Annotated in this window: 21 protein-coding genes and 2 pseudogenes; 13 read left to right on the top strand and 10 right to left on the bottom strand. The window is 69.6% G+C overall.

The features are described 5' to 3' along the window. The first annotated feature begins 87 nt into the window (after positions 1-87). The gene (locus RB628_RS26330) at positions 88-822 is read left to right on the top strand and encodes a MerR family transcriptional regulator (RefSeq protein ID WP_318322994.1); all 735 of its coding nucleotides are present in this window, start codon (positions 88-90) and stop codon (positions 820-822) included. Between the two features lie 14 nt (positions 823-836). Here RB628_RS26330 and RB628_RS42700 read toward each other — a convergent pair. Further along, positions 837-1103 (bottom strand): annotated as a pseudogene (locus RB628_RS42700) (hypothetical protein); the annotation flags it as partial. 426 nt (positions 1104-1529) lie between these two features. Between RB628_RS42700 and RB628_RS26340 the strand changes: the two are divergent. The 5 genes from RB628_RS26340 (at position 1530) to RB628_RS26360 (ending at position 7262) form a co-directional block, all read left to right on the top strand. Next, on the top strand, positions 1530-1886 hold the full coding sequence (locus tag RB628_RS26340) for a hypothetical protein (RefSeq protein WP_318322996.1): 357 nt from the start codon (positions 1530-1532) through the stop codon (positions 1884-1886). A gap of 34 nt (positions 1887-1920) precedes the next feature. Beyond that, a complete protein-coding gene (locus RB628_RS26345; protein ID WP_318322997.1) occupies positions 1921-2403 on the top strand; it encodes a nucleoside deaminase in 483 nt (160 codons plus the stop codon). Beyond that, positions 2396-3388, top strand: a complete 993-nt coding sequence (locus tag RB628_RS26350; RefSeq protein WP_318322998.1) for an isopenicillin N synthase family dioxygenase — start codon at positions 2396-2398, stop codon at positions 3386-3388. Before RB628_RS26345 ends, RB628_RS26350 begins: the two co-directional genes overlap by 8 nt. Positions 3389-3549: 161 nt before the next feature. Next, entirely contained in the window at positions 3550-5667 is a 2118-nt protein-coding gene (locus tag RB628_RS26355) for a hypothetical protein (protein WP_318322999.1), read from the top strand. Further along, positions 5667-7262 carry a hypothetical protein gene (locus RB628_RS26360; protein WP_318323000.1) on the top strand — a complete coding sequence of 532 codons (1596 nt, stop codon included), beginning with the start codon at positions 5667-5669 and terminating at the stop codon, positions 7260-7262. Before RB628_RS26355 ends, RB628_RS26360 begins: the two co-directional genes overlap by 1 nt. A gap of 17 nt (positions 7263-7279) precedes the next feature. On the opposite strand, the gene ccsB is transcribed toward RB628_RS26360, so the two are convergent. The 7 genes from ccsB to hemL all read right to left on the bottom strand — a co-directional run bounded on the left by ccsB (position 7280) and on the right by hemL (position 15277). Next, positions 7280-8380: a c-type cytochrome biogenesis protein CcsB gene (ccsB, locus tag RB628_RS26365; protein ID WP_318323001.1), complete on the bottom strand. Its 1101-nt coding sequence runs from the start codon at positions 8378-8380 to the stop codon at positions 7280-7282. Then, positions 8381-10156 carry a cytochrome c biogenesis protein ResB gene (locus tag RB628_RS26370; RefSeq protein ID WP_318323002.1) on the bottom strand — a complete coding sequence of 592 codons (1776 nt, stop codon included), beginning with the start codon at positions 10154-10156 and terminating at the stop codon, positions 8381-8383. It abuts the gene before it with no gap. 3 nt (positions 10157-10159) lie between these two features. Then, positions 10160-10945 carry a cytochrome c biogenesis CcdA family protein gene (locus RB628_RS26375; RefSeq protein ID WP_318323011.1) on the bottom strand — a complete coding sequence of 262 codons (786 nt, stop codon included), beginning with the start codon at positions 10943-10945 and terminating at the stop codon, positions 10160-10162. Between the two features lie 10 nt (positions 10946-10955). Further along, positions 10956-11594, bottom strand: coding sequence for a TlpA disulfide reductase family protein (locus RB628_RS26380; RefSeq protein WP_318323003.1), 639 nt, complete (start codon positions 11592-11594; stop codon positions 10956-10958). Between the two features lie 157 nt (positions 11595-11751). Continuing rightward, positions 11752-13089, bottom strand: a complete 1338-nt coding sequence (locus RB628_RS26385) for a hypothetical protein (RefSeq protein ID WP_318323004.1) — start codon at positions 13087-13089, stop codon at positions 11752-11754. 170 nt (positions 13090-13259) lie between these two features. Further along, the gene (locus tag RB628_RS26390; protein WP_318323005.1) at positions 13260-13958 is read right to left on the bottom strand and encodes a histidine phosphatase family protein; all 699 of its coding nucleotides are present in this window, start codon (positions 13956-13958) and stop codon (positions 13260-13262) included. Then, the gene (hemL, locus tag RB628_RS26395; RefSeq protein WP_318323012.1) at positions 13955-15277 is read right to left on the bottom strand and encodes a glutamate-1-semialdehyde 2,1-aminomutase; all 1323 of its coding nucleotides are present in this window, start codon (positions 15275-15277) and stop codon (positions 13955-13957) included. The genes RB628_RS26390 and hemL overlap by 4 nt, the downstream gene beginning before the upstream one ends. A gap of 588 nt (positions 15278-15865) precedes the next feature. Between hemL and RB628_RS26400 the strand changes: the two genes are divergently transcribed. Continuing rightward, positions 15866-16303 carry a hypothetical protein gene (locus tag RB628_RS26400; RefSeq protein WP_003974483.1) on the top strand — a complete coding sequence of 146 codons (438 nt, stop codon included), beginning with the start codon at positions 15866-15868 and terminating at the stop codon, positions 16301-16303. Positions 16304-16370: 67 nt separating this feature from the next. Here the strand turns inward: RB628_RS26400 and RB628_RS26405 are convergent. Next, positions 16371-16618 (bottom strand): annotated as a pseudogene (locus RB628_RS26405) (site-specific integrase); the annotation flags it as partial. A 131-nt stretch (positions 16619-16749) separates the two neighbouring features. Continuing rightward, positions 16750-17268, bottom strand: coding sequence for a flavoprotein (locus tag RB628_RS26410; RefSeq protein ID WP_318323013.1), 519 nt, complete (start codon positions 17266-17268; stop codon positions 16750-16752). A gap of 737 nt (positions 17269-18005) precedes the next feature. Here RB628_RS26410 and RB628_RS26415 point away from each other — a divergent pair. From RB628_RS26415 to RB628_RS26440, 6 genes are all read left to right on the top strand, one after another. Further along, on the top strand, positions 18006-19013 hold the full coding sequence (locus tag RB628_RS26415; RefSeq protein WP_318323014.1) for a LacI family DNA-binding transcriptional regulator: 1008 nt from the start codon (positions 18006-18008) through the stop codon (positions 19011-19013). Positions 19014-19458: 445 nt separating this feature from the next. Beyond that, positions 19459-20757 (top strand): extracellular solute-binding protein, encoded by a 1299-nt coding sequence (locus RB628_RS26420; protein ID WP_318323006.1) that lies wholly within the window; start codon positions 19459-19461, stop codon positions 20755-20757. 49 nt (positions 20758-20806) lie between these two features. Beyond that, positions 20807-21790, top strand: coding sequence for a carbohydrate ABC transporter permease (locus tag RB628_RS26425; RefSeq protein ID WP_412180724.1), 984 nt, complete (start codon positions 20807-20809; stop codon positions 21788-21790). Positions 21791-21796: 6 nt separating this feature from the next. Beyond that, positions 21797-22684 carry a carbohydrate ABC transporter permease gene (locus RB628_RS26430; RefSeq protein WP_318323008.1) on the top strand — a complete coding sequence of 296 codons (888 nt, stop codon included), beginning with the start codon at positions 21797-21799 and terminating at the stop codon, positions 22682-22684. Between the two features lie 247 nt (positions 22685-22931). Then, on the top strand, positions 22932-25148 hold the full coding sequence (locus tag RB628_RS26435; protein ID WP_412180725.1) for a glycoside hydrolase family 3 N-terminal domain-containing protein: 2217 nt from the start codon (positions 22932-22934) through the stop codon (positions 25146-25148). Positions 25149-25270: 122 nt separating this feature from the next. Next, entirely contained in the window at positions 25271-26743 is a 1473-nt protein-coding gene (locus RB628_RS26440; RefSeq protein WP_318323009.1) for a glycoside hydrolase family 32 protein, read from the top strand. The last annotated feature ends 211 nt before the right edge of the window (positions 26744-26954 follow it).

The raw sequence follows: 26954 nt of genomic DNA on the forward strand, positions 1-26954 counted from the left end.
ATCCATGCCTTCAAGTTTTTCATTGAAGTTCCTGTTGAGACTTTGAGCTGTAAAGCACGGCCCGTGATTCCCCTAAACTTCAAATCCGTGACGAACCATGAGGTACGGCTGCGGCCCGTCGACCTCGCCCGGCTGTCGGGCCTGTCGACGCAGCAGATCCGCAACTACGAGGACGCGGGCGTCCTGCCCCCGGCGGCGCGGACGGAGTCGGGATACCGCGTCTTCGGGGACGTACACCGCCGTGCGCTGCTGACGTACCGGGCCCTGCAGCCCGGGTACGGGCCACTGGCGGCGACCGCCGTCATGCGCACCCTGCACGAGGGGGACCTGCCGGGCGCCCTCGCGCTCGTCGACGCGGCGCACGCCGGGCTGCACGAGCAGCGGACGGCACTGCGGGCGACGCGCGAGGCCCTGGAGGCGCTGGCCACCCGGCGGGCCCCGGCGGCGACGCCCCGTACGGCCGGCCTGCGCATCGGCGAGGTGGCCGCGCTGCTCGGCGTACGGACGTCCGCGCTGCGGGTGTGGGAGGCGGCGGGGCTGCTCACCCCGGCCCGCGAACGAGGCACGCGCTACCGGCAGTTCGGCCCCGACGACGTCCGAGACGCCCGCCTGATCCAGACCCTCCGTCGCAGCCACTACCTCCTGGACCAGATCCGTCCGGTACTGGAGGAACTGCGCCGGGAGGGCGGCACGGAGGCCCTGCGAGCGGCGGTCGCGGCACGCGGGGAGGCACTGGCGGGGCGTACCCGGGCGATGCTGGCGGGGGCGGGGCGGCTGGCGGAGTACATCGAGTACGCCGAGAAGTACACCGAGCGGGTCTAGCACGCCGAGAACAGCTAGGGCACCAGCTTCAGCATCACCGCACGCGGCAGTGACGGATTGCCGGCCGCCGCCTCCACCACCTGCCGGTTGTCGTCGTCGAGCAACTCCACGACGGCCGGGGGCGGGAGGGCCGGGTGACCGGCGGCTATGGATCTCGCCTCGTCGTCCGTCAGGCAGGCGAGCAGTGCCCGCGGTGTCGCGTTGCGGTGCCGGGCGATCTCCCGGAACGCCTTCTTCACCGGCGGCCGGTGGCGGGTGAGGTCCTCCAGCAGCGCCCCGGGAAAAAGACGGGCCCACCCCGGGTCTCCGAGCCCCTCGTCGAGCAGTACGAGAGCGGTCTCCGGGTCGGCCGCGGGATCGACGTCGGCCGCGTTCAGCCGGCCATCTCGCCCCAGCGGTACGCCGGTCTCCGGGACGCGGGCGTACAACGCGAGCGCCTGCGCCCGGCTGAGGTCCGCGCGGTCGGCGAGGTCGTCCACGAAGTCGACGTCCGCGACCGCGACCTCGATCAGCCGGTCGACCAGTTCGGACGGCAGGGCGGTGTTGGCGGCGAGCCCGCACAGGACGTGGACATGGTTCACAGAGGCATTCTGGCCGGGACACGGCCGGGTCTTGAGACATTTTCCCGTACGTCCCGCCGCTCCCGCCGCTCTTGTCCCGGCGGCCGGGCTGTGGCTGACTGGCAGCGGCGCCGAGGGGGAGTGAGCATGGGCAACTGGGCCGTGATCGTGCAGTACCAGGTCGGTGACTCGTACACGACCGAGTTCATCTGCCATGGGCGGGAAACGAAGGACCAGGCGCTGGAGGAACTCCGTGCTGTCCTCCACACGTATCTGCCGACGGGGAATATCCGCGAGCGGTGGCGCCACGTGTACCGCTTCGCCGACCGGGAGTCCTACCTGGTGGTGATCAAGGGCATGACCTGGAAATGGGAGTGCGCCCTGCGCGTCGCCGAGCTGATCTCGGACTCGACCGACCCGACCGTGGCCGAGCGGGCGCTGAGGGAAGACAGCGCGGCGGAGCCGGCTGACGGGCCGCAGGACCGGCCCCCGCCCGGCTGCTGAGCGGCGGCAGACCGAACTCCGGCAGAGTGGACCCATGGATCACGTGGATGACGTGGATGACGTGGGTCAGGCACAGGTACAGGCACGCGCATGGCTCTCCGTCGCCGTCGAGGAAGCCCGCGCCGGGCTCACCGAGGGCGGTATCCCGATCGGCGCCGCGCTCTACGGCGCCGACGGCACGCTCCTCGGGCGTGGGCACAACCGGCGCGTCCAGGACGGCGACCCCTCCATGCACGCGGAGACGGCCGCGTTCCGGAACGCGGGACGGCAGCGCTCGTACCGTGGGACGACCATGGTCACCACGCTCTCCCCCTGCTGGTACTGCTCCGGGCTGGTCCGGCAGTTCGGCATCTCGCGGGTGGTCGTGGGAGAGGCCGTCACCTTTCACGGCGGCCACGACTGGCTCGCCGGGCACGGCGTCGAGATCGTGCTGCTCGACGATCCCGAGTGCGTCGGCATGATGCGCGACTTCGTCATCAACAATCCCGCACTGTGGAACGAGGACATCGGTGAGTAGCCCCACGCCGGCGCAGACCCCCGCCGCACCCCGTATCCCCACCGTCGACCTGCGGCCGTGGCTGTCCGGCGACGCGGACGCCCGCGCCGCCATCGCCCGTACCGTCGACGAGGCCCTCCAGAGCGCCGGTTTCCTGCTCGTCACCGGGCACGGCGTCGACCCCGCCCTGCGTGCAGGTGTCCGAGAGGCTGCCCGTGCCTTCTTCGCGCTGCCCGCCGAGGTGAAGGAGCGGTACGCGGTGAAGGTCGGCGGAAGGGGATGGCTCGGGCCCGGCGCCGAGGCCAACGGGTACTCGGAGGGGACCGAGACCCCTCCGGACCTCAAGGAGTCGCTGTCCTTCGCCACGCACGAGCCGTTCGACGACCCGGTCGTCAACGCCGAGTGGTACGCGCCCAACGTGTGGCCCGCCGAGGCGCCCGGACTGCGGGCGCTGTGCGAGGAGTACCTCGACCGGATGGGCCAGCTGGAGGAGGAGCTGCTCACCCTCCTCGGGGACGCTCTCGGGCTCGAACCGGACTTCTTCTCCCGGCACATGGACCATCCGACGTACGGCTTCAACATCAACTGGTATCCGGGGATCGAGGTCGTCGGCGAGCCGGAGCCCGGCCAGTTCCGGATCGGGCCCCACACCGACTTCGGGACCGTCACCATCCTCGACCGGCAGGCCGGGAAGGGCGGGTTGCAGGTCCACACGGACGAGGGTGGCTGGGAGGACGCGCCCTTCGATCCCGAGGCGTTCACCATCAACATCGGTGATCTGATGGCCCGTTGGACCGGCGACCGGTGGCGTTCGGGCCGGCACCGGGTGCTGCCGCCGCCGGCCGACGCGCCCGCCGAGGAACTGATGTCCCTCGTCTACTTCGGCGAGTGCACCCCGGGCACGATCGTCGAGTCGGTACCCGCGCCGGTGGGCCGGGTCGCGTACGAGGCCATCGACTCGCACGTCTATCTGCGGGGCCAGCTGGACTCGATCACCGTCGACTGATCACCCTCGACCGGGGCCATGGAAAGTTGAGCATCGGACCGATAATTTCGTAACTCAACGGACATCTCTCGATCTGGCCCGATCCAACTCCCTCTTCCTACACTGGTGTTGCAGTGCTGCACAGCAGACTGGACCGCGCTGGACCCAGGGGGAGGGATGCGGTGCTCAGACGGCTGCACGGACGCGGGGCTCTCTTCGACACCGAACCGCCGGGGCTCGCGCCCCGGCTCATCGGACTGCGGCCGCACCACCACATCGCCGCGCCCCTCGAACATTCCCGCGAGCTGCCGTTCGTGGTGCTCACCGGCGGGCGCGGCCTCGGCAAGAGCGCGGTCCTCGGGGAACTGCGCGCCGCCTACCAGGGGCACACCCCGATCGCGCTGATCGACTGCGAGGACCCGCAGTTCACCGGATCTTCGTCGCCGCCGGAGTCGCGCCCGGCGCAGGCCTGGTCGCCGATCGCGCAGGCGCTCCTGGTGATCGCCGAGCAGCTCGCCGAACCGGTCACCGGAGCCCGCCGGATCGCCTTCCCGCGGCTGATGTCGGGCCTGATCGCGGTGGCCGCCGGCGGCTGGAGCAACGCCGACACCGAGCGCATCCGGTGGGAGGTCCAGCGGATGCTGCTCCTCAACGAGAGCGCCTCGTGGTTCAACGGCTTCGCCGCGCGCTGGGCGGGCCGGGTCGCCGCCAAGGCGGTCGCGGCGGCGATCAGCGACGACCCGCTGGTGGCGACGGTCATCGAAGCGACCCTGGAGTCGATGACGGAACGTTCCGCGGGCACGCGGCAGCGCCGGGCGTCCACCTGGTACCGGACGTATCCGAACGCCGGCGACCGCGCCGAACTCGGCCTGCGGCTCCTCTCCGACCACTTCAGGGCCGGCGGCACCTCCCGCGAGCACGCCGAGCGCTATCTCGTCCGCGCCCTGCTCGCCGACCTCACCGACGCCTACGCCGGGATGCGCGCACATCTGCAGCGCCTTGGCCGCCCGCTCGTGCTGGTCGACAACGCGCAGGGCTCGCCGGGCCGCGAACTGATCGAGCAGGTGCTGCGCGACCGGGCCGAGGGCATCGCCGACCAGGTCGCGTTCATCGCCGCCGTGCGCGGCAGCAGCGGCCACTCCCCGCTGCGCAACGCGGTACGCCGGGACCTGCGCGAGACCACCCAGCGCACCCGCTGGACACCGGGCGACACGGTCTCCTCCCGGGCCCTGCTGGTGTCGCTGCCGCCGCTCTCCTCCGACGACACGCTGCACATCGTCGACGCGGTGTGCACGGCGGTGACCGTGCCGGCCGAACTCCCGCCCGCTACGCACCGGTTGACCTGCGGAAACCCGCTGGGCATCGCACTGCTCGCCGAATCGGCGCGTCAGAACCTGCCGCAACTCCCGCCCACCGCACCCTTCGGCGCCCTGCTCACCGCCGAACTCGCCCTGCACGAGGACCGCGAGAGCCACCCCGCCTACCGCGAACTCCTCGACCGGCTCGTCCCCGCCGACCGGCTCGACGAGCTGACCGTGCTGGCCGCCGCCCACGACCACGACTCGGCCTGCGTGCTCGCCGCCGCCCAGCTCCCGGACGACTTCGGCCCGTCGAGCATCCGCGCGCTGGAGACCCGGCTCGTGGCGGAGGGACTGCCCGACGTACCCGGGCAGTTCGTCGGTGACGCCTTCGTCCGCACCCTGCTCCTGCTGCGCCTGCACCACCGGCACGCCGACCACGGCAAGTGGCGGGACGTCCACGAGACCCTCATCCAGCACTACGAGGGACCCGAGCCGTCGAAGGCCCGCTACCGCCTCCACCACGAACTCGCCCTCGGCGACACCGGACCGGCGGTCGCGTGTCTGCGCGACACCTTCCACACGCTCGACACCCGCACCTGGCTCGACACGCTCCTGTTCATCGCGTCCGCGCCCTACTTCCACGCCCACGACGCCGAGGGCCACGACTTCGTCGGCGGCGACCACCAGCGCGCCCGGATCGCCTTCGGCCACACCGACGCCGAGCAACGGCCGCCGGACGACGTGGACGCCGTACTGCACCTGCGGGTACGCCGGCTCCTGCACGCCGTCTGGCAGCTGACCGATCCGCTGGTGCTGCCCGACCGGAGACTGTGCGACCGGCTGCGCTACGAGCTGGTGCAGCTGTCCGACGACCCGCGCGCCAGCAACGCGCTGCTGTGGCAGGCCTCGCAGGAGTGGCCGGAGGACGCGCTGGCCGGCCGCCCGCTGCGCACCCCTGGCGGCGAGGACGCCGACGACCGCAACGACGGAGGCGCGTGATGGCTCGCACGGGGTTCAGGGGCGTCGGGGCGTGGCTGCGCGAGGGGGTGTGGGCGATCCCGCTGCGCCGCTATCTGGCGCTGCTGGTCACGGCCGCGCTGGTGGCCGGGACCGGGTTCGCGGTCAGGTCGCTCACGCACGACGACCGTTCCTGCGCGCCGGGGGTCGTGCGGCCGGAGGGCAGCGAGGAGTGCGTGGGCGTCTCGACGACCGACTACTCCTTCGGACGGAAGCAGCTCGCCGAAACGATCAGGGCGATCGACCGAGAGAACGACTCCCTCACGGACAGCAAGGACGGCTATGTCACCGTCGCCCTGTTCGAGCCGTTCACCGCGACCGACGAGGACAACCTCGGGGATGTGCTGCACGAGCTCCAGGGCGCGTATCTCGCCCAGTGGAAGGTGAACCACGACGCGAACGGCGAGGGTCCGTTGATCCGGCTGGTGCTGGCCAACCCGGGGCGTACCGGCTCCCATTGGGAGCACACGGTGAACCAGCTGGAGAGGATGACGACGACCTCGGACCGGCTGCGCGCGGTCACCGGAATAGGGCTGAGCACGGAGGAGAACACCCGTGCCGTGAAGGAGCTGACGAGGCGCGGTATCCCCGTCGTCGGCACGTCCATCACGGCCGACAGCCTCGCCAACGGCCAACAGGGCAACCCCGCGGGCCTCAAACCCTTCCCGGGGCTGGCCCGCACCGCCCCGACCAACACCGACGAGGCCCGCGCGCTGGCCTCCTTCGCCAAGGTGGCGGCCGACAAGGCGGTGCTGGTGTACGACGATCCGGGCGACCCGTACACGCTCACGCTGCAGGCGTCGTTCGAGAAGCTGCTGACGGGTTCGCGCTACCAGCCGTGGCCCTTCACCCCGCTCGCCGACCGCACCAAGGAGGGCACCACCGCCAACGACTTCCGGCAGATCAGGGAGCTGGTGTGCGACACCGCGCCCGCCGTGAACACCATCCTGTTCGCCGGACGGCACACCCAGTTGCGCCAGTTCATCAACGCGCTCGGCGAACGAGGCTGCCAGCACAGGGAGTTCACGGTGCTCACCGGGGACGACGCCTCGTACCTCACCGGCGACAAGAAGCTCGATCCCCAGGCTCTCAAGCACGGCATCTCGGTGCGTTACAGCGCCCTCGCCCATCCGGAGGCCTGGCTCAGGAACCCGCCGAAGACCGGGGGTTCGGCGGCGGACGCCCGGGAGCTGAACGAACTGCTGAGCGCCGCCCAGGCCAACACGACCGCGCAGAGCGACAGCCCGTCGCCGATCGGTGAGATCGACCTGGAGGACGGCCAGCTGATCATCGCGTACGACGCGATGCGGCTCACCGTCGAGGGCATCCGCGAGGCCACGCCCCGCGGCCAGAGCGCGCCGACACTCGCCGACGTGGGCGACGAGTGGACGCTCATCAAGGGCTCGTCGGGGCGGGTGAACGGCGCGAGCGGCTGGATCTGCCTGGACAACTACGGCAACCCGTACGACAAGGCGGTGCCGATCGTGGAACTGACCCCCGACCGGCACGCCCGCTTCGTCGAGATCGCCTGGCCGACGGGCAAGCCCCCGGAGCAGGACTGCCTGCCGCCGTCGTAGCCGTCGGACTACGGGAGTTACACGCCCGCGTACGAGTGCTTGCCGCTGACGAAGATGTTGACGCCGTAGTAGTTGAAGAGGAAGCACGCGAACGCGATCAGGGCGATGTACGCGGCCTTGCGGCCCTTCCAGCCGGCCGTGGCGCGGGCGTGCAGGTAGGTGGCGTAGGCGACCCAGGTGATGAACGCCCAGGTCTCCTTGGGGTCCCAGCCCCAGTAGCGGCCCCACGCGTCGCCCGCCCAGATGGCGCCCGCGATGATCGTGAACGTCCACAGCGGGAAGACGGCCGCGTTGACGCGGTACGAGAACTTGTCGAGGGACGCCGAGGCGGGCAGCCGCTCCATGACGGAGGTCGCGAAGCTGCCGGGCCTGCCGCCGGACGCGAGCTTGTTCTCGTAGGAGTCCTTGAAGAGGTACAGGATCGTGGCGACCGCGCCCACGTAGAAGACGGCACCGCAGAGGATCGCCGTGGAGACGTGGATGTACAGCCAGTACGAGTGGAGCGCGGGCACCAGCTGGTCGCTGGCCGTGTACAGGACGGTGACGGCGAGACCGAGGTCGAGCAGGACGGTCGTGACCAGGGGGAGGCCGAGCCAGCGGATGTCCTTCTTCAGCGCGAGGAAGACGAGGTACACACCCACGGCGGTGGTGGAGAAGGTGATGTTGAACTCGTACATGTTGCCCCACGGCGCCCGCTGCACGGACAGCGCGCGGGCCAGCACCCCGGCGAACTCGACGAGGAAGGCGACCACGGTGAGGGACACCGCGATACGCCCGTAGAGGTCGCCCTGCGCGTCCCCGCCGTGGGCGCCGGGTCCGTCCGGCACGTCCCGGGCCCCGGCCGCGGCCCGCACAACGACCTTCGGCCGCTCCAGTACGGCGGTCCCGCCGGCCTTCTTGACGGTCACCTCCGGCGCCTTCGCCCCCGCCGGCCCCGCGGTGAGCGCGGCGGCCGTGCGGCTGACCTTGCTGCGGCTGCCGAAGATCCACTCGGCGATGTGGGTGAAGAAGGCCAGGGTGTAGACGGCCATCGAGGAGTAGATCAGCGTGTTGCTGATGCTCGCGAGGTTCTCGTTGGTCGCGGCGGCGAGCGTAGTCGCGGTGGCGAGAGCAGACATTTACTTCTCAGCCCCTTCGGCAGGTACGACTGTGGGGTCGGGGGTCTCGGAGTCGGACTCGGACTCGGAGGCAGACTCGGACTCGGGACCGGGACTGGTATCGGGACCGGCATCGGGTGCGCCCGGCGCCTGGTCGTACAGGGTTCCGGCGAGGTCGCCGAGTTCCTCGGGCACCTTGGCGGACTCGCTGCGGCCGAGGCCGCCCATCTCGACGACGGTGACGCCGTCGGGGCCCTTCACCGCCCGCACCCACACCCGTCGGCGCTGGATGAACAGCGAGCCGGCGAGGCCGAAGACGGCGACGACCGAGCCGGCGAGCGCCCAGCCGGCGGCGGGCTGCCGGGTGACCTGGAAGTTGGCCCACTCCTGGGTGCCCTCGTAGGTGACCGAGCCGGCGCCGTCCGGGAGCTGCATGGTCTCGCCGGGCCTCAGGTTCTCGCGCAGCTGCTCGCCCTTGGAGTTCTTGAACTCCTTCATGTGGCTCTTGTCGAGCTGGTACACGCTCTGCGGGAGACCCGCGTTCACCCCGAGGTCGCCGTGGTAGGCGACCAGGTTCAGCACCGGGTTCCGCAGTGCGGGGAACTGCGAGGCGAGCTCGTGGCCCTTCACATAGGTGGGCAGGAAGAACGCCTGGAAGCCGAGCTGTTCCTCGACGCCCTTGGCGTTGCGGTAGCCGTCCATGACCTTGATCGCACCGGAGGAGGTGACATTGGAGTCGAGGGGGAGGAGAGCGACGGGCTGGCTGTGGACGACATCGCCCTTGCCGTCGCGGACGGTGAGGACGGGTGCGTAGCCATGGGCGGTGAGGTAGACCTTCGAGTCGCCGATCACCAGCGGCTCGTTGACCTTGATGGTGCGCTCCTCGTCCTTGCCGTACGCGCCGACGCTGTAGTCGACGTCGGCCTCGTAGGTGCGCGGGGTGCCGCGGTTGGGTCCCGACTCCTCGTACGTGCCCTTGAAGTCCTTCAGGGTGAAGCTGAAGGGGTCGAGGTCGTCGGTGTCGAAGAGGGTGCCGGACTTGAAGTCGTCGTACTGGGTGAGCGTGTTGGAGAAGCCGTCGCCTTCGAGGATCAGCTTGTTGCCCTCGGACTTGTACAGCTGGCCCCAGGCGAACGCGGTCAGCATCACGATCAGCGCGATGTGGAAGGCGAGGTTGCCGACCTCACGCAGATAGCCCTTCTCGGCGGCGACCGAGTCCCCGGCGAGATGGGCGCGGAAGCGGCGCTTCCTCAGCAGTACTAGGGCTGCCTCGCGCACGTGCTCGGGCTCGGCCTCCGTACGCCACGTCGTGTAGGCGGGCAGCCGGGTCAGACGCCGGGGGGCGCCCGGCGGACGGCCGCGCAGCTGGCCCACGAACTGCCAGGTGCGGGGCACGATGCAGCCGATGAGGGAGATGAACAGCAGGATGTAGATCGCCGAGAACCACACCGAGCTGTACACGTTGAACAGCCCGAGCCGGTCGTAGAGCGGCCCCAGGAAGTCGTGCCGCCGCATGAAGTCGGCGACCTTGGTCTCGTCGGTCCCCGACTGCGGGATCAGTGAGCCGGGGATCGCTCCGAGCGACAGCAGGAACAGCAGCAGCAGCGCGACCCGCATCGAGGTGAGCTGCCGCCAGAACCAGCGGGCCCAGCCGATGACGCCGAGGGCGGGCACACCCGGCGCGTCCTCCTGGGGGGCGGTGGACAGCTGGGAGGCGGCGGCGCCGAGATCCTGGTCGTCGGTGGTGGCCGGCGTACCGGAGCCGTCGCTCTTGTTGCCGGCGGTGGTGTTGCTCATCGATCAGATCCCCACAGTGAAGCCGTTGGACCAGGTCTGCATCTCCTGCACGAGACGGTCCCACGCGCCGGTAAGGAGCAGCACACCGGTCAGGATCATCATGGTGCCGCCGATGCGCATGACCCAGACATAGTGGCGCTTGACCCAGCCGAAGGTACCGAGCGCCTTGCGGAAGGCAACCGCCGCGAGCACGAAGGGGGCACCGAGGCCGATGCAGTAGGCGACCGTCAGTACGGCCCCGCGCCCCGCGCTGGCCTGGTCGAAGGCGAGGCTGTTGACGGAGGCGAGGGTCGGTCCGATGCAGGGCGTCCAGCCGATGCCGAACAGCGCGCCGAGGACGGGAGCGCCGGCCAGCCCGGTGGCGGGCTTCCTGTGGAAGCGGAACTCGCGCTGGGTGAGCCAGGGCATCATGCCCATGAAGAAGACGCCCATGAGGATCATGAGGACGCCGAGCACCCTGGACAGCGTGGCCTGGTGCTCCTGCAGCGTCTGCCCGAAGTATCCGAACAGGGCCCCCGTGGACACGAACACGGCGGTGAACCCGAGCACGAAGAGCGAGGCCCCGGCGACCATCCGCCCCCGGCGGGCCTCGCCGAGATCGGTACCGGTGACACCGGTGACGTACGACAGGTAGCCGGGTACGAGGGGCAGCACGCACGGCGAGAAGAAGGAGACGAGGCCGCCGAGCAGGGCGATGGGGAGGGCCAGTATCAGGGCGCCGTTCAGCACGGTCTGGTTGGCCTCGGGAACGGAGGCGGCGAGCGTGACGAGGCCGGCCGCCCCGGGCATCCCGCTCACGTCACTTCTCCGCGAGGACGGGCTTGAGCATCTTGCGGAGGTTGTCCTCGCTGAGCGCCTGGAGCGTACGGGCGGCGATCCTGCCCTGCCGGTCGAGGATCAGCGTGGAGGGGATCGCCTGCGGGTTGAGGGTGCCCTTCTTGAAGCGGAGCATCAGCTTGCCCGTGGGGTCGTACAGACTCGGGTACGTGACGCCGTACTGCTTCTCGAAGGCGACCGCCGGACCGGTGCTGGTGTCGCGGGTGTTGATGCCGACGAACTGGACGCCCTGGTCCTTGAGGTCCTCGGAGACCGCCACGAAGTTCTTCGCCTCAAGGCGACAGGGCCCGCACCACGAACCCCACACGTTGAGGACGACGACCTTGCCCCTGTAGTCGGCGACGTCGAGCTGCTTGCCGTCGATGGTCGGGCCGGAGAGGTCGGGGGCGGCGACCCGCTTGCCCTGGGCGACGGTGGCGATGCCGTCGGTACCGGTGATGAAGTTGGTGTCGCCCGAGCCCCCGGACGTACCGCCGGAACCGCACGCGGTCAGAGCGAGCGCGGAGGCGGCGACCGTGGCGGTGAGCAGCACGGCCCGACGGCTACGGGCATGGCCTCGGGGACGGTTCGAGCGCAGGGGGGCGCGGCTGGCGGCACTCATGTGAAAAGTTTCGCATGTCCGTTCCGAGGATCTTGCGCACCCCCCTTGCGGGCGGACCGCACTGTCCCGGGGGCGACCCCCGGACCCCCGGCGGACGAGCGGGCCGGTCGCTACGGCCAGCGCGCGCACGGAAGGTGAATCTCAGTGAAACCGCATTTCAGGCGGTCCCTCCGGTGCCTCCGGTGCCTCCGGTGCCTCCGGTGCCTCCGGTCGCGGTGCTCTGCGTTTCGGCCAGGAACCCGTTCCAGCCACCGGCCGGCTGCTGCCCGACATCGAGGGTCCGCAGCTTCTCCAGCACCTCGGGCTTCTGTACGTCCAGCCAGTCGACGAACTGCCGGAAGGAGACGAGCCGGATGTCCTCACCCTTCTCCTTCTCCCGCGCGATGTGCTTGAGGGCGGCCTCGACAGCGTCCATGTAGATGCCGCCGTTCCAGTGCTCGAAGTGGTTGCCGACGAAGAAGGGGGCACGGTTCGTCTCGTACGCCCGCCGGAAACCGGCGATGTAGGCACCGGACGCCTGTTCGCGCCAGGCGGGGTAGTTGTGGGCGGGGGCGTTGGTCGAGTTGATCGACTGGTTGGCGAGGATGTTGTAGTCCATGGACAGGACCTCGAACTGGTGGCCGGGGAAAGGTATCGCCTGGAGCGGCAGATCCCAGACGCCCCCGTTCTTCGTGGGCCACACCTGCCGGCCACCGGGCGAGGAGGCGTCGTAGCGCCAGCCGAGGGCGCGGGCGGTGGGCAGCAGGTTGTTCTGGCCGAGGAGACAGGGCGTACGGCCGCCGATGAGCTCCTTGTCGTAGTCGAAGGGGAGGGACGGCAGATCTGTCCACCCGGTGTTGGTGCGCCACTCCTTCACGAACCCCTTGGCCTGCTGGATCTCGCTGCGCCACTGCTGGGGTGTCCAGTTGGCGACGGTGCCGCGGCCGGAGCAGAAGTGGCCGTTGAAGTGGGTGCCTATCTCGTGCCCGTCGAGCCAGGCCTGCCGGACGTTGGTGAGGGTCGCCCTGACGTGCTCGTCGGTGAGATAGCCGATGTCGGAGGCGCCGGGGGCGTTGTTCGGCGGGAGGTACTTGCGCTTCTGCGACTCGGGGAGGAGGTAGAGCCCGGAGAGGAAGAAGGTCATGTGGGCGCCGTGCGTCCTCGCGAGCTCCAGGAAGCGGGGGAAGAGGCCGTTGCCGACCTCCCCGGCACCGTCCCAGGAGAAGATCACGAACTGCGGCGGGGTCTGCCCGGCCTCCAGCGGCACGGGCTTCGACGGCTGGTGGGGCTGCTTGCCGGTGAAGGCGGTGGAGCCGTCCCCGATGGGCCTGACGGTGGCGGTGGGCGACTGCTTGGCAGAAGGCCGGCTCCCACCGGAACCTTCGGCCCCGGTCGACCCCTCTTCCAGGACGGTCCCGCAGCCGGCGGTACCGAGAGCGGCGGCGGCCCCGAGGCCGAGGCCGAGCGCACCCCGCCGGCTGAAGCCGCCGACGCCGTCACCGTTCTTGCCGTGCATGTGATCCCCAATTCGTCGTACCCGCTGGTGGTCACCCAGTCAGAGGGCACGACGAACAAGGAGGTTGCTCCCGTTGTCACTCACTTCGGAACAATTGCAACAACTGTGTCACTGATACTGAAATCAGCGGAGCTTTCCGAAGTATTGGTTGCGTAAGCGGTGGCCAGGGGCTATGCCCCGAAGGCCTTGCCCTTTCCCTTCACCGGCTTGGCGCCGGCGAGGAGATGGGCCGGGACGAGGTCACGGGCGGGCTCGCTGTAACCGACGGACACGATTCTGTCGCCGCGGTAGGTGAAGGTGGTGAGGGAGGCGAGCGTGCACTGCCGCCTGCGGGGGTCGTGCCACAGGCGACGCCGCTCCACATAGCTGCGCACGATCCAGATCGGCAGCTGATGACTGACGAGCACGGCCTCGTGCCCACGGGCGGCGTCCTTGGCGGCGTCCAGCGCCCCCATCATCCGTACGACCTGATCGACGTACGGCTCCCCCCAGGACGGCTTGAACGGGTTCACGAGGTGCTTCCAGTTCTCGGGCCGCTTGAGGGCCCCGTCCCCGACGCCGAAGGTCTTCCCCTGGAAGACGTTCGCGGCCTCCAGGAGCCGCGCGTCGGAGGCGAGATCGAGCCCGTGCGCCTTGGCGATGGGCGTCGCGGTCTCCTGCGCCCGCTCCAGCGGGGAGGCGCCGACGTGCGCGACATCGCGGGAGGCGAGGTGCTCGGCGACCCGGTCGGCCATCCGGCGGCCCAGCTCGGAGAGGTGGTAGCCCTCCAGCCGCCCGTACAACACCCCGTCGGGGTTGGCGACTTCGCCGTGCCGCACGAGGTGTACGACGGTGATGTCGCCGTTGGAGCTGTTCGTCAGGTCACTCATGCTGCCTTGGCCTCCGCCGCCGCACGGGCCGCCGCCGGAAGGACGTCGGCGATTTTCTGGATGGCCCGCTCGTCGTGCGCGGTGGAGACGAACCAGGACTCGAAGGACGAGGGCGGCAGATAGACGCCGTTCGCCAGCAGGGAGTGGAAGAACGCGGTGAAGCGGAACGACTCCTGCGCCTTGGCGCCCTCGTAGTCGCGCACGGGCTGGTCGGTGAAGAAGACGGAGAACATGTTGGAGGCGTTCTGCACGGTGTGCGCGACGCCCTCCTTGCTCAGCGCGTCACCGACGAGTTCCTGGAGCTGCGCGGAGACGGCGTCGACGGCGTCGTACGCGGCCTGGTCGAGCAGCCGCAGCTGGGCGAGCCCGGCAGCGGTGGCGACGGGGTTGCCGGAGAGGGTGCCGGCCTGGTAGACGGGCCCGGCGGGAGCGAGGTGGGCCATGACGTCGGCGCGCCCCCCGAAGGCGGCGGCGGGGAAACCGCCGCCCATGACCTTCCCGAAGGTCATGAGGTCGGGCCGGACACCGTCAATCCCGTACCAGCCGCTGCGACTGGTACGGAACCCGGTCATGACCTCGTCGGACACATACAGCGCACCGTTCGCCGCGCACGCGTCCCTGAGCCCCTGGTTGAACCCGGGCAGCGGCGGTACGACGCCCATGTTGCCCGGGGACGCCTCGGTGATCAGGCAGGCGATCTCACCGGGATGCGCGGCGAAGGCGGCGTGCACGGCGTCGAGGTCGTTGTAGGGGAGCACGATGGTGTCGCCGGCCTGGGCGCCGGTGACGCCGGGGGTGTCGGGCAGCGCGAAGGTCGCCACTCCGGACCCGGCCGCGGCGAGCAGCGAGTCGACGTGACCGTGGTAACACCCGGCGAACTTGATCACCTTGGAGCGCCGGGTGAACCCGCGGGCCAGCCGGATCGCCGACATGGTGGCCTCGGTCCCGCTGGACACGAGCCGCACCTGCTCAAGAGGGTCGATACGAGCGACCATCTCCTCGGCGAGAGCGACCTCGCCCTCCCCCGGCGTACCGAAGGAGGTACCGCGCGAGACGGCGTCCTGCACCGCGGCGATGACCTCCGGGCGGGAGTGCCCGAGGATCATCGGACCCCAGGAGCAGACCAGGTCGACGTACTCCCGCCCGTCGGCGTCGGTGAGATACGGGCCACGCCCCGACACCATGAACCGGGGCGTACCGCCCACGGCACGGAAGGCACGCACCGGCGAGTTGACACCGCCGGGTGTGACACCCGTCGCACGGTCGAAGAGGCCCTGCGAGACGGGCGCTTCGTATGGATAGGGCAATCCACTCGCCATTCCGCTGGCTGCCCCGCTAGACGTTTCGCTCATGACCTGCGACTTCTCCGACTTCTCGGACTCCGGTTGGCAGTGACCCCCTCAGGGTAGGCGGCCGGACGGCGGGGCGTCGGCCCCACCCGTCTGCGAAACTGGGACCGGACACACTCAGGGAGACACAGAGACACACGGCTCATCGGCCCGTACATACGGACGATGGGCGGACGATGGTGCTCAGAGGCTGCGAAGATCCTGCGGACAGGTGTTTCAACGCACGTTTCGGCGGGCGGACGTGGGGGAGGTCACTGACACGATGATCGGGTTGCGCGACGGGGCTCGCGCGTCCTAGAACAGCAGTCGGGTGGAGATATGCATCGCGGTGGCGGACTGGGCGAGGGGACTGACGACCTGGGTCCTCGACGTGCCCGGCGGGGAAGGCACCGGCGCGACGTGGAGGAAGCGGCAGCGGCAGAAGCAGCACGGCAGGCACAGGGAATGGGTCCTGGGCAGGGAGCGGGTCCTGGGCAGGGCCCGGGATCGAACGGTGTGCCCGAGGGACTCGACCGGAGGGTCGAGCGGCTCCGGGCAGCGAGCGGGAATGGTGGTCGGGTGGGGGTGACGTACAAATACTTCGGCGCACCGGACGGCGCCACGGCAGCCCGCGTCCCGATCTCGATGCGCCCCGAGGAACTCGGCGGCGACGAACTCGGCATGAACGGCATGTTCACCAAGATCAAGCCCGAAACGATGGCCGCGATGGTCCTCACGGGCATCGAGGGTGTCCCCCTCCACAAGGTGCCCCCGCTGGAACTCGTCGTCCTGCACCCCGACTACGCGGTCGTGAAGCTCCCGATGACCGTGGTCGACCCGCTGCGCGGGATCGGCGAGGAGGCGGTGGGTGCGGCTGCGTTCATCTGGTCCACGGTGCCGGACCGCGGGGGGCCGCGAGACGCGTTCAACGTGTATCAACTGCTGCACGAATGGCAGGACTTCAGTCACAGGCTGCACGAGGCGGGGCATCAGCCGTATTGCTTGGTGTGGCCCTGACCTGGGGTTTCACTGGTGGCGGGCGAGGTCTTCGGACCTCGCCTTCTTCATGTCCCCGGAGGGGCCGTCAGGCGGCCAGGGCACATTGAGGGCATATTGGTCTTGCTGGGGGCACTGGGCGCCGGGTGCGTCGCCTTCCGCCTTGGCTTCCGTGAGGGCGTCGTCGATCGCTTTGCGGGTGCGGGTCTCGCTGGACGGCAGCAGGTGCGTGTACGTCCGCAACGTGAAGCCCGGGTCCGAGTGGCCGAGGTACTCGGAGAGCTCCTTGATGCTCTCCCCCGCGTCCAGGAGCACAGAGGCGTAGGCGTGCCGGAGGCCAACGGCACACACCCAGCCCACGGGCCCAGGCAGCCAACGCCCGGCGTACCGTGCAACGCCCTACTGCTCCGCCCAACATGACCCCATCGGCTTCGTCTCCGGAGTCCTCGAAGGGACAGCGGCGCTGATTACGCCCGCGCGGACAGCCGGGGAGCGAGAAGTTCCAGCGCCTCCTCCCAGGGGTAACGGTCGGCCCCGCCTCCGGCTTTCGGCTTGTGTGGCTCGTACGAGCCGATCAGAACGCCCATCCCGCGTAGCCGTTCCAGGCTCTGCTGGTACGCGGGGTGGGCAGCCTGAGCCGCGTTGAGGTACGGCACGACGGCTGTGGGGATTTCCATGCCGTACGCCTCGCACAGGATGCCCAGGGCGAGGGTGTCGGAGATACCTGCGGCCCACTTGTTGACCGTGTTGAAGGTGGCCGGCGCGACCGCGATCGCGTCCGCGGGCGGGAGCGGCCGGAGCTCACCGGGTGTGCGCCAGGCGGAGCGGATCGGATAGCCGGTCTGCGTCTCGATCGCCTCGGTGTCGAGGAAGCCCAGGCCCTGCGGGGTGGCGACAACCCCGACGTCCCACTGGCGCTCCTGGGCTGCGGTGATCAGCTTGCCGACGTCGCCGGCGATCCCGCAGGCACAGACGACGACGTACAGGTCATACCTACCTGATCGACAGCGCCCTCATTGGATCTGCACCCAAGTGGAACTGGGGTCTGTAGGTCTCGGTGTACGTCGGGGTGTCGCAGCGATTGCTGAAGGAGCCAGCGGCGCTGCGGACAGGGCGCAGACGGTCGCCATCGCCGCCATCATCCGTATGCGGGCATGCCGGGATACGCGTGCAGAGCTCATGGTGTCTCCTAGTCCCGCGGCTCGTCGGCGCAGCGGTGACTGCGGCCCCGGCGCGGACGGACCGAAAAGTGACGTCCCAGCGGCGTCGACGTCCACGCAGCCGACTGGGGTGCCAACGACGACGTACGTCATCGATGACAGCGAGTGCCCGATTATGAAGGGCAATCCGGCCAGTGCGTCAACGGTTCGGGCGCGATCGCTCCGGGACGGGTCTGCGGTCCGTCGGGCGTCGCCTGCGGTCGCGAACCGCACCAACGAGCTCGGCCATGCTGGGTTGGAGTCGGCAACCGCGCAGGTCAGAGCGGCGATGTGGGTGGCAACCGGCAGGCTTCCGCAGCATCGTGCGAGACCGAGACCGGCCGCGTTAACGAGTTGTTTCCGGGGTGTTGACCGGTGGGGCCTCGCGGTGCTTCACTTCCGGGACCGGTACCGAAACCGGTTCCGGGATCGATGTCGGTACCGGTTGCACGGGTCTCTGTACGATCGGCCCTTCGGTGCGGGAGGGAAGTCTTCCGCCTCTGCAGGAAGGGAGGGGAGGTGACATGGGAGTCACTATCGCCGACGTGGCCTCGCGGGCCGGGGTCAGCAAGACGACGGTCTCGCGGGTGCTGAACAGCAAAGGCGAGATCAGCGAGGACACCGTCTCGAAGGTCCGCAAGGCGATCTCGGAGCTCGGCTATGTGCCGAGCGCGGGGGCCGTGGGGCTGGCACGCGGCACGACACAGATGATCGGCATGCTGGTCCCTGACCTGGCCTGGGCCTGGGCCGGCATCGTGCCGGCGGTCGTCGAGACGCTGGAGGCCGAGGGCTTCGGGCTGCGGATGCTGACCGTGAACGGCGGTGAGCAGTCACTGCGCAGGCTGGGCCTGCAGGTCGCCGCCAAGTCGTTCGACGGCCTGCTGGTGGTGGAGCCCGAGGGAACCCTGGCGGCCATCACGGAACTGCACGAGGCCGGACTTCCGGTGGTGCTGATAGATGACCGCTTCCAGCGGCCGGGATTCCCCTATGTGGCCACCACCAACCGGGAGGGCGGTGAGCATGCGGCGCGCCACCTGCTGGACCTCGGTCGCCTTCGCCCTCTGGTGGTGACCGGTCCTGATGAGTACGGGTGCACGCAGGAACGGCTGGGCGGCTTCGTCGACGTCTATGCGCAGGCCGGGATCGAGCTCGACCCGCGCAGCATCATCTGCGGCGACTTCCTGTTCGACAAGGGCCGGAGCGCGGTGGCGCAAGCTCTCGCGGAGGGCGTGGAGTTCGACGCGGTCTTCGGGCACAACGACCCCTTGGCAGCCGGCGTGCTCGCGGCCTTGCACGAGGCCGGCCTCAAGATTCCGCAGGACGTCGCCGTGGTGGGCTTCGATGACGTCGAGCTGGCGTCGTACACCTACCCGGCCTTGACCACCATCCGCCAGCCGATGCGGGAGATGGGTGAGGCAGCGGCGCGTCTGCTGCTCGACCACGTGCGCAGATCGCCCGAGGCCGCCCCCTCGCGCATCATTCCCACCAGCCTCGTGATCCGCGGCTCGACGTTACAGCCGAGCTCGAACTGACGTGACGTCATCACGATGCGTACGTGATGGCGCCTCGCAGCCGGGCGGTGCGTCGCCGGTGACGCACCGCCCCCCGTCTCCTTGAAACCTCGGCGACCCACTTCGGCCTCGCCCTCCTCGCAACCATGGCGGCTGCACACGCGTTCATGCGGCACCGCCCACATGCACCCTTCCGCTCGCGCGTTCCCGATCCGGGACACCGAACGGCGCGCCCGGCCCACCCCGCCCGGCCCCTACCCACTCCGCGTCGGATGCTCCAGCCACGCCCTGCGGCTGACCGCCGATGCCGCTGTCACCGCAGACGGTCCCCACCCGTGCGCCGGCCCACCCGTGCGCCGGCCCACCCGTGCGCCGGCCCACCCGTGCGCCGGCCCTTCCGGGCGTCCGCCCGCTCTCACCCTTAGCCCCCCGCGCCCTGTATCGCCCAACGGCAAGGAGCCGCATCATGCGTATCACCACCCGTCACGCTGTCAGAACCGTCCAGACCCTGTGTGTCACCGTCACGGCCGCCCTGGTGGCCACCGGCTGTGGCCGGAGCGAGGATTCCGGCACCGGCAAGGACGCACCCGCCGAGATTGCCGCGGGCAAGGCCAAGGGGACAGTGGTCATGTGGTCCATGGGCGACCCCGACGAGGACCTGAAGGCGCTGGCCAAGAAGTTCGAGCAGGAGAACCCGGACGCGACCGTCAAGATCACAGCGGTCCCGTGGAGCGCCGCCCACGACAAACTGACCACCGCGGTCGCCGGTGGCAACACCCCGGACATGTCGTTGGTGGGAACGACCTGGATGGCCGAGATGGCCGCCATGAACGCCTTCCAGGCCACCCCGGCGTCGATCAAGTCGTCGGACTTCTACCCCGGCCAGTGGGACACCACCAAGTACAAGGACACCTCCTACGGCGTCCCGTTCATCGCCGACACCCAAGCGATCTACTACCGGACCGACATCACCACGAAGGCCGGCATCAAGGGCGCCCTGGCCGGCGACCGGGCCGGATACCTGAAGGACCTGGAGGCCATCCAGGCCACCGCCGGCAAGGAGAACCCCAAGCTGCTCCATGCCAGCGGGCTGGTGATGGGCTTCAACTCCTGGATCTTCTGGGTGCCGATGGTGTGGCAGCAGGGCGGTGACATCTACGACGCCAAGACCGGGAAGTTCACCTTCGACTCGCCCGAGGTCGCCAAGGCGCTGGAGTACTACGCGAGCGTCCCGCAGAAGGGCCTGGCGCCGACCGACAAGTCGGACAACGTCCAGGGCTTCCGGGACGGGCTGATCGCCGCCTACCAGGAGGGTGCGTGGGCCGGCGGCAGCCTCCACAAGGACGCCCCGGAGCTGGACGGCAAGTGGAAGACCATGCCGGTGCCGTACTCCGAGCAGCCCGCCGGGTTCGCCGGCGGCAGCGACCTGGCGGTGTTCAAGGAGGCCAAGAACCCCGACGCGGCATGGAAGTTCGCCCAGTTCCTGACCGAGCCTGCCAATCTCGCGGCCTATTCCAATGCCACCGGCAGCCTGCCCCCCGCGCCCCAGGCGTGGACGGAGGGCAAGCTGACCGAGGACGAGAACATGAAGGCGTTCGCCGAGCAGCTCAAGGTCAGCAAGGCGCCGCCCGCCATCACGACCTGGCAGCAGATAGCCGACGCCATCGACTCCGAACTGGAGAAGCTGATCCTCGGCAAGGCCACCGTCGCCGAGGTGCAGAAGGCGCTGCAGTCCAAGGCCACCAGCATCGGCACCGGCCGATGAGCGCCGCCGCGATGAGCGCCGCCGCGATGAGCACCCCTCGTAGGGAGGGATGACATCCATGTCCACGAATACACTCCCCGGGCGGGGCGACACCGGCAAGCAGAACACCGGGCAGCCGGAGCGGAGTGCCGATCGCCGACGCCTCCTCCGGAGCCCGGCGCACGGCAGGCAGGCCCGGGCCGCCTGGATCCTCGCCGGGCCCTTCCTCGCGCTGTTCGCGGCCTTCATGCTGGTGCCGGTGGTGTGGTCGCTTCTGATGAGTTTGACCGACACTCAGAGCGCCGATCTGCGCACCCCCTTCAACGTGTCGTTCGTCGGCTTCGACAACTACGTACGGCTCTTCCAGGACGATCAGTTCTTCACGGCCCTGCGCAACACCGCCGTGTTCGTCCTGGTGGCCCTGCCCCTCACCCTGGCCGCCGGGCTCGCCGCGGCGGTCGCCCTCGACCGGGGCATCCGCCGCTTCCGGGCCGTCTTCCGGGTCGGCTTCTACCTCCCGGTGATCACCAGCATCGTGGCCGTCGCGGTGGTGTGGAAGACGCTCCTCGAACCCCGCGCGGGACTGGTGAACCTCGTCCTGGGCTGGTTCGGGATCGACGGCCCGGCCTGGCTGGCGGACACCCGCTTCGCACTGCCCGTCATGATCCTTATGGCGGTGTGGCGCAACCTGGGCACCGTCATGATCATCATGCTGGCCGGGCTGCAGTCCGTGCCCCTGTCCCTGATGGAGGCGGCAGAACTCGACGGCGCCGGGCCCTGGCAGCGGTTCTGGCGCGTCACCTTCCCGCTGCTGCGTCCCGCCCTGCTGCTCACCGCCGTCACGACCGGCATCGGCTACCTGCAGTTCTTCGACGAACCGTTCGTGATGACGGGCGGCGGGCCGCTGGACTCCACCCTGTCGGCCACGTTGTACGCCTACAAACAGTTCGGCAACGGCAATTACGAGATGGCGTCGGCCGCCAGCTACGTCATCTTCGTCCTCATCGTGGCGCTGACCGTGCTGCAGTTCCGCGTGCTGAGAGACAAGGACTGACGACCCATGAGCACCCTCTCCACCCTCCCCACGGCACAACCGGGCACGGACCGCATCCTCAAGCGTCGCCGCATCCGCCGGACCTGGGGCCAGCCCTGGCTGTATCTGCCGCTCGCGGGCGCCCTGCTGCTGATGATCGCGCCGTTCCTGTGGATGCTGTCCGGCTCCTTCAAACCCGAGGCCGACATCCGCAGCGTCCCGCCCGTCCTGCTCCCCACGGCGCCCACGACCGTTAACTACGGTGTGCTGTTCAGCACGCTCGACTTCACGAGCATGTTCGCCAACTCCGTGATCGTGGCCCTCGCCGTCACCGCCGGGAACCTCATCTTCTGCTCGATGCTCGGATACGCCCTGGCCAAGCTGGAGTTCCGCGGACAGCGCGCCGTTTTCCTGCTGGTCCTGGGGACGCTCATGATCCCCGGCCTGGTCACCTTCGTTCCCCTGTACGTGCTGGTGTCCAACATGCAGCTGACCGGCTCCATGCTCGGGCTGATCCTGCCGTTCCTGGCCGGTCCCTTCGGGGTGTTCCTGATGCGGCAGTTCATCTCCACCCTGCCCGACGAACTCATCGACGCCGCCCGCGTCGACGGCTGCAGGGAACTGGCCATCTTCGCGAAGATCATCCTGCCGCTGACCAAGCCGGCCCTCGCCACCCTCGGGATCATCACCTTCCTCGGCTCCTGGAACAACTTCCTGTGGCCGCTGGTCGTGGCCCAGAACGAGAGCCAGTACACCCTCCCCGTCGGCCTCGCCCTGGCCAGCAGCGGACAGGACTTCACCCGCTTCGGCATCCTGCTCGCCGGCGCCGTCATCGTCCTGCTGCCGGTGATGATCGTCTTCCTCCTCTTCCAGCGACAGTTCATCGCCGGTATCGCCACCACCGGCCTGAAGTGACACCTCTGCTGCCTGCCCGCCGCCCCCTGCCGCACCGGTTCCGCCCGGGGCGGCGGGCAGGCAGCGCGCGAGCCCCGCCGCGCAGGGCGGCAGCGTGCGCGCGACGAGGCACTCGCGTCGCCCATCAACTCTCTGATCTGTGACGACTCATCTCTTGGAGAACACCGTGGGACAGCCGGTCCACTCTGCCTTGTACCTGGATCCGGAAGCGGCCGTGGAAGCGAGAACCGAGGACTTGCTGTCCCGGATGACCCTGCCGGAGAAGGTCGGGCAGTTGCTGATGCTCGACGCACAACACGGGGACCTCGTGGACATCCTGTCGGCCAAGCTGGCCGGGTCCGTTCTGCATGTGACTCCCGAACGGATGCCGGAGGCCATGAAAATGGCCCAGCGGACACGGCTCGGCATTCCGCTGCTCACAGCCGACGACGCCATCCACGGCCACTCGTTCTGGCCCGGCGCGACCATCTTCCCGACACAGCTGGCCATGGCCTGCACCTGGGACCCTGCCCTGCTCCACCGGGTGGCCCGCGCGTCCGCGACCGAAATCGCGACGACCGGAATCCACGGGACCTTCTCCCCGGTCCTGTGCATCACCCGGGACCTGCGCTGGGGCCGGATCAACGAGACGTTCGGCGAGGACCCCTTCCTGATCGGCGAACTCGGCGCGGCAATGGTGCGCGGCTACCAGGGCGAGGGCCTCAGCGACCCGACAGCCGTGCTGGCATACGCCAAGCACTTCGCGGGCTACTCCGAAACCCTGGGCGGCCGCGACGCGAGCGAAGCCGAGCTCAGCCCACGCAAGCTGCGCTCATGGTTCCTGCCCCCGTTCGAGCAGGCGGCCCGGGCCGGCTGCCGCGGCTTCATGCTCGGCTACCAGTCGATCGACGGCGTGCCCATCACCGCGAATCAGTGGCTGATCAACGATGTACTCAAGGGTGAGTGGGGCTTCACCGGGACGCTGGTGACCGACTGGGACAACGTCGGCCGGATGGTCTACGACCAGCGAACCTGCGCCGACTACGCCGAGGCGGCGGCGGTCGCCGTCAACTCCGGGAACGACCTCATCATGGCCACGCCGCAGTTCTTCGAGGGCGCGCAGGAGGCGGTCGCCCGCGGCCTGGTCGACGAGAAACAGATCGATGACGCGGTACGGCGGGTTCTGCGGCTGAAGTTCGAGCTCGGACTCTTCGAGGACCCCCGCACCCCCGACCCCGAACGGCAGGCGCAGGTGATCGGCTGCCGCACCCACGCCGACCTCAACCTCGAAACAGCCCGGCGCTCCCTGGTGCTGCTGCGCAACGAGGGGATCCTGCCCCTCGAAGGCGGGCTGACCTCGGACGGAACCGGCCGCGCCGCAAGCCAGGGCACCCCGCGGACGATCGCGGTCATCGGCCCCAACGCCGACAGCCCGGAAGCCATGCTCGGCGACTGGGCAGGCGCCACCGGCCAGGTCCCATGGATGCCCGAAGGCCATCCCCGCGAGACGGTGGAGACGGTGCTCGACGGCCTTCGCGCCGTCGCACCCGCCGACTGGACCATCACGCACGCCCGCGGAGCCGACATAGCAAGCCCCGCCGCCGACCCCGGATGGTCCCTCGGGCCCGACGGCCAGCCACAGCCGGACGCTTTCACCCCCGCCCCGGTCGACCGGGCACAGCTTCGAGAGGCCACCGCCGCCGCGCAGGCTGCCGACTACGCCGTCGTGGTCGTGGGAGACACCATCGCCCTCACCGGCGAGGTGCGCTCGACGGCCACGCTCGACCTCCAAGGAGGCCAGATCGCCTTGCTGGATGCGGTCGCCGCCACCGGCACACCCATGATCGTCGTACTCGCCCAGTCCAAGCCGAGCACGCTCCCGGAGTCGGCACTGAACGCGGCAGCCCTGATCGAGGCGTTCAACCCGGGCATGCGCGGCGGCCGCGCCATCGCCGAACTCCTCCTCGGACTCGTCGAACCCAGCGGCCGGCTCCCGGTCTCCTTCGCACGCCACGTCGGTCAGCAACCGGTCTTCTACAACCAGGTGCGAGGCCAGCACGGGGAGCGCTACGCGGACCTCACCCAAGACCCCTTGTTCGCGTTCGGCGAGGGCCTCACCTACACCACCGTCACCTACTCCGACCTTGTAGTGCACGACCCGGACGTCTCGGCCGACGGCACCGTCGACGCCACGGTGCGCCTCACCAACAGCGGCAGCCGGCCGGCCCTGGAAACGGTCCAGGCATACGTCAGCGACCTGACCACCAGCGTCACCTGGGCCGAGCAGGAGCTGAAGGGTTTCGCCCAGGTCGAGGTCCCCGCCGGCGAAAGCCTGGACGCCACCATCAACATCCCGGCCACTCACTGCTCACTCGTCACCGCGGACAACCGCCGAGTGGTCGAACCGGGTGAGTTCATGCTCCGCGTCGGCCCCAGCTCACGGCGGGAGCAGCAGCTGAGCGCGGGATTCCGCATCGGGACCTGAACCCTGTATCTGGACCTGTAGCCCGCATACGGGCTCGAAGACCCCCGCCCCGCCGGCCTGCCGCCCCGCCAAATCGAGGGCCGGCGGGGCGGGTTCCATCTGAAACACCGAAAGGCACGCGTGTGTCCACCACACCCCGCGATCCGCACCGCCCCGTGGCGCACCTGCGGCCGCCCCGCAACTGGATCAACGACCCCAACGGGCTGGTCTTCCACGACGGCCACTACCACGTGTGCTACCAGTACAACCCGTACGGAGCGACCCACGCGAACATGCACTGGGCCCACTTCCGCAGCCCCGACCTGCTGACCTGGGAGCCGCTGCCGATCGCCCTGTCCCCGAACCCCGATGGCGTGGACGCCGACGGGTGCTTCTCCGGCAACGCCGTCTCCGACGGCGACCGTCTCGTCGCCTTCTACTCCGCGCACCGCGAGGACCGCTCGCCCCAGCACCAGCCGGTCACCTGCGCCATTTCCCACGACGGCGGCAACAGCTTCCGCCCGCGCGGCGAACTGCTCATCCCCGAGCTGCCCGAGGGCTGCACCATGTACCGCGACCCGTACGTCTGGCAGGACGGCGACGGCTGGCGGATGCTGGTCGGCGCCGCCCTCGCGGACGGCCGCGCCGCCGCCCTTCTCTACGACTCACCCGACCTGGAGAACTGGACCTACCGGGGGCCCTTCGCAGCCCGCCGTCCGGAGCCCATCGGTGGTACCGACCTGTTCACCGGCGAGGGCTGGGAATGCCCCCAATACCTCCCGGCAGCCGACGGACCCGGCGCCCTCATCCTCAGCACCTGGACCGAACCCACCGGCCCACAGAGCGTCGCGGCCCTGATCGGCGAAGAGCACGACGGCCACTTCAAGGCCGGCCCAGCGGTACCCGCCGACCACGGCCCCGACTGCTACGCACCCGCCCTGCTGCGCGCACCGGGCGGCCGGTGGCTGCTGTGGGGCTGGTCATGGGAAGCCCGCGACGAAGCCTGGGCTGTCGCGGACGGATGGGCCGGGGTCCTCACCCTGCCCCGCGAGATCCATGTCGACGACGACGGCACACTGCGCCAGCAACCCGCCACCGAACTGCTCGCCCTGCGCGGCGAGCACGCTGTCCACGCGGAGAGCGTGACCGACGGCCCGCAGCCGGTGGACCTCGGCAGCGTGGGCCGCGCTTTCGACCTGACGGCCCGTCTGGAGCCGACCGGAAACGCCGGTCTGCGGCTGCTCACCACCCCGGACGGCTCCGAGTACCTCGACATCCGCGTCGATACCGATGCGGGCGAACTGGTCGTCGACCGTGACCACGCCTCACTGGACCCCCGGTCCCGCGGCGGCTCCTACCGGATGCCCTGCCCCTCTGGTCAGCCGGTTGAGCTGCGCGTGGTCGTCGACCACTCCATCGCCGAGATCTTCCTGACCACCACCGGCCAGATCCTCACCCTGCGCTTCTACCCCACAGGGCAAGGCCCGTGGCGACTTGAGGCCCGCAGCGCACCGGGTACGCGCCTCGGCTTCGCGGTCGACGCGTGGGAGCTGCACCCGCTCGTGATCAAGGAGCCGAGCACCGGCACCGCAGAGCCGGCGCCGACGTCGCCGTAGAACCGACTCCAATCCTTCGATCCCCCACTCGGCAATGTGTCCCACCCCCTCTCCTAAGTGGTCTGCGTCGTAATTCCTTCGGGGGTTGATCATGTTGCCGGGGCGGCGGAGGATTCTTCTGGGTGATCGGCGGTGTGCCGGTCGAGCCTGGCCAGGAGATCGTCCAGGTCGGAGGTGGTGAACTTCCACTGGAACGGCTGTGCCGTGGCGT

The organism is Streptomyces sp. ADMS (assembly GCF_033441795.1).
Taxonomy (GTDB): Bacteria; Actinomycetota; Actinomycetes; order Streptomycetales; family Streptomycetaceae; genus Streptomyces.

Coding starts and splice junctions, on each gene's coding strand:
- RB628_RS26345 (WP_318322997.1), top strand. CDS start 1,921: ATGGATCACGTGGATGACGTGGATGACGTGGGTCAGGCACAGGTACAG.
- RB628_RS26415 (WP_318323014.1), top strand. CDS start 18,006: ATGGGAGTCACTATCGCCGACGTGGCCTCGCGGGCCGGGGTCAGCAAG.
- RB628_RS26385 (WP_318323004.1), bottom strand. CDS start 13,089: ATGCACGGCAAGAACGGTGACGGCGTCGGCGGCTTCAGCCGGCGGGGT.
- RB628_RS26420 (WP_318323006.1), top strand. CDS start 19,459: ATGCGTATCACCACCCGTCACGCTGTCAGAACCGTCCAGACCCTGTGT.
- RB628_RS26375 (WP_318323011.1), bottom strand. CDS start 10,945: ATGCCCGGGGCGGCCGGCCTCGTCACGCTCGCCGCCTCCGTTCCCGAG.
- RB628_RS26435 (WP_412180725.1), top strand. CDS start 22,932: ATGACCCTGCCGGAGAAGGTCGGGCAGTTGCTGATGCTCGACGCACAA.
- RB628_RS26430 (WP_318323008.1), top strand. CDS start 21,797: ATGAGCACCCTCTCCACCCTCCCCACGGCACAACCGGGCACGGACCGC.
- RB628_RS26360 (WP_318323000.1), top strand. CDS start 5,667: ATGGCTCGCACGGGGTTCAGGGGCGTCGGGGCGTGGCTGCGCGAGGGG.
- RB628_RS26390 (WP_318323005.1), bottom strand. CDS start 13,958: ATGAGTGACCTGACGAACAGCTCCAACGGCGACATCACCGTCGTACAC.
- RB628_RS26370 (WP_318323002.1), bottom strand. CDS start 10,156: ATGAGCAACACCACCGCCGGCAACAAGAGCGACGGCTCCGGTACGCCG.
- hemL (WP_318323012.1), bottom strand. CDS start 15,277: ATGGCGAGTGGATTGCCCTATCCATACGAAGCGCCCGTCTCGCAGGGC.
- ccsB (WP_318323001.1), bottom strand. CDS start 8,380: ATGTCTGCTCTCGCCACCGCGACTACGCTCGCCGCCGCGACCAACGAG.
- RB628_RS26425 (WP_412180724.1), top strand. CDS start 20,807: ATGACATCCATGTCCACGAATACACTCCCCGGGCGGGGCGACACCGGC.
- RB628_RS26380 (WP_318323003.1), bottom strand. CDS start 11,594: ATGAGTGCCGCCAGCCGCGCCCCCCTGCGCTCGAACCGTCCCCGAGGC.
- RB628_RS26340 (WP_318322996.1), top strand. CDS start 1,530: ATGGGCAACTGGGCCGTGATCGTGCAGTACCAGGTCGGTGACTCGTAC.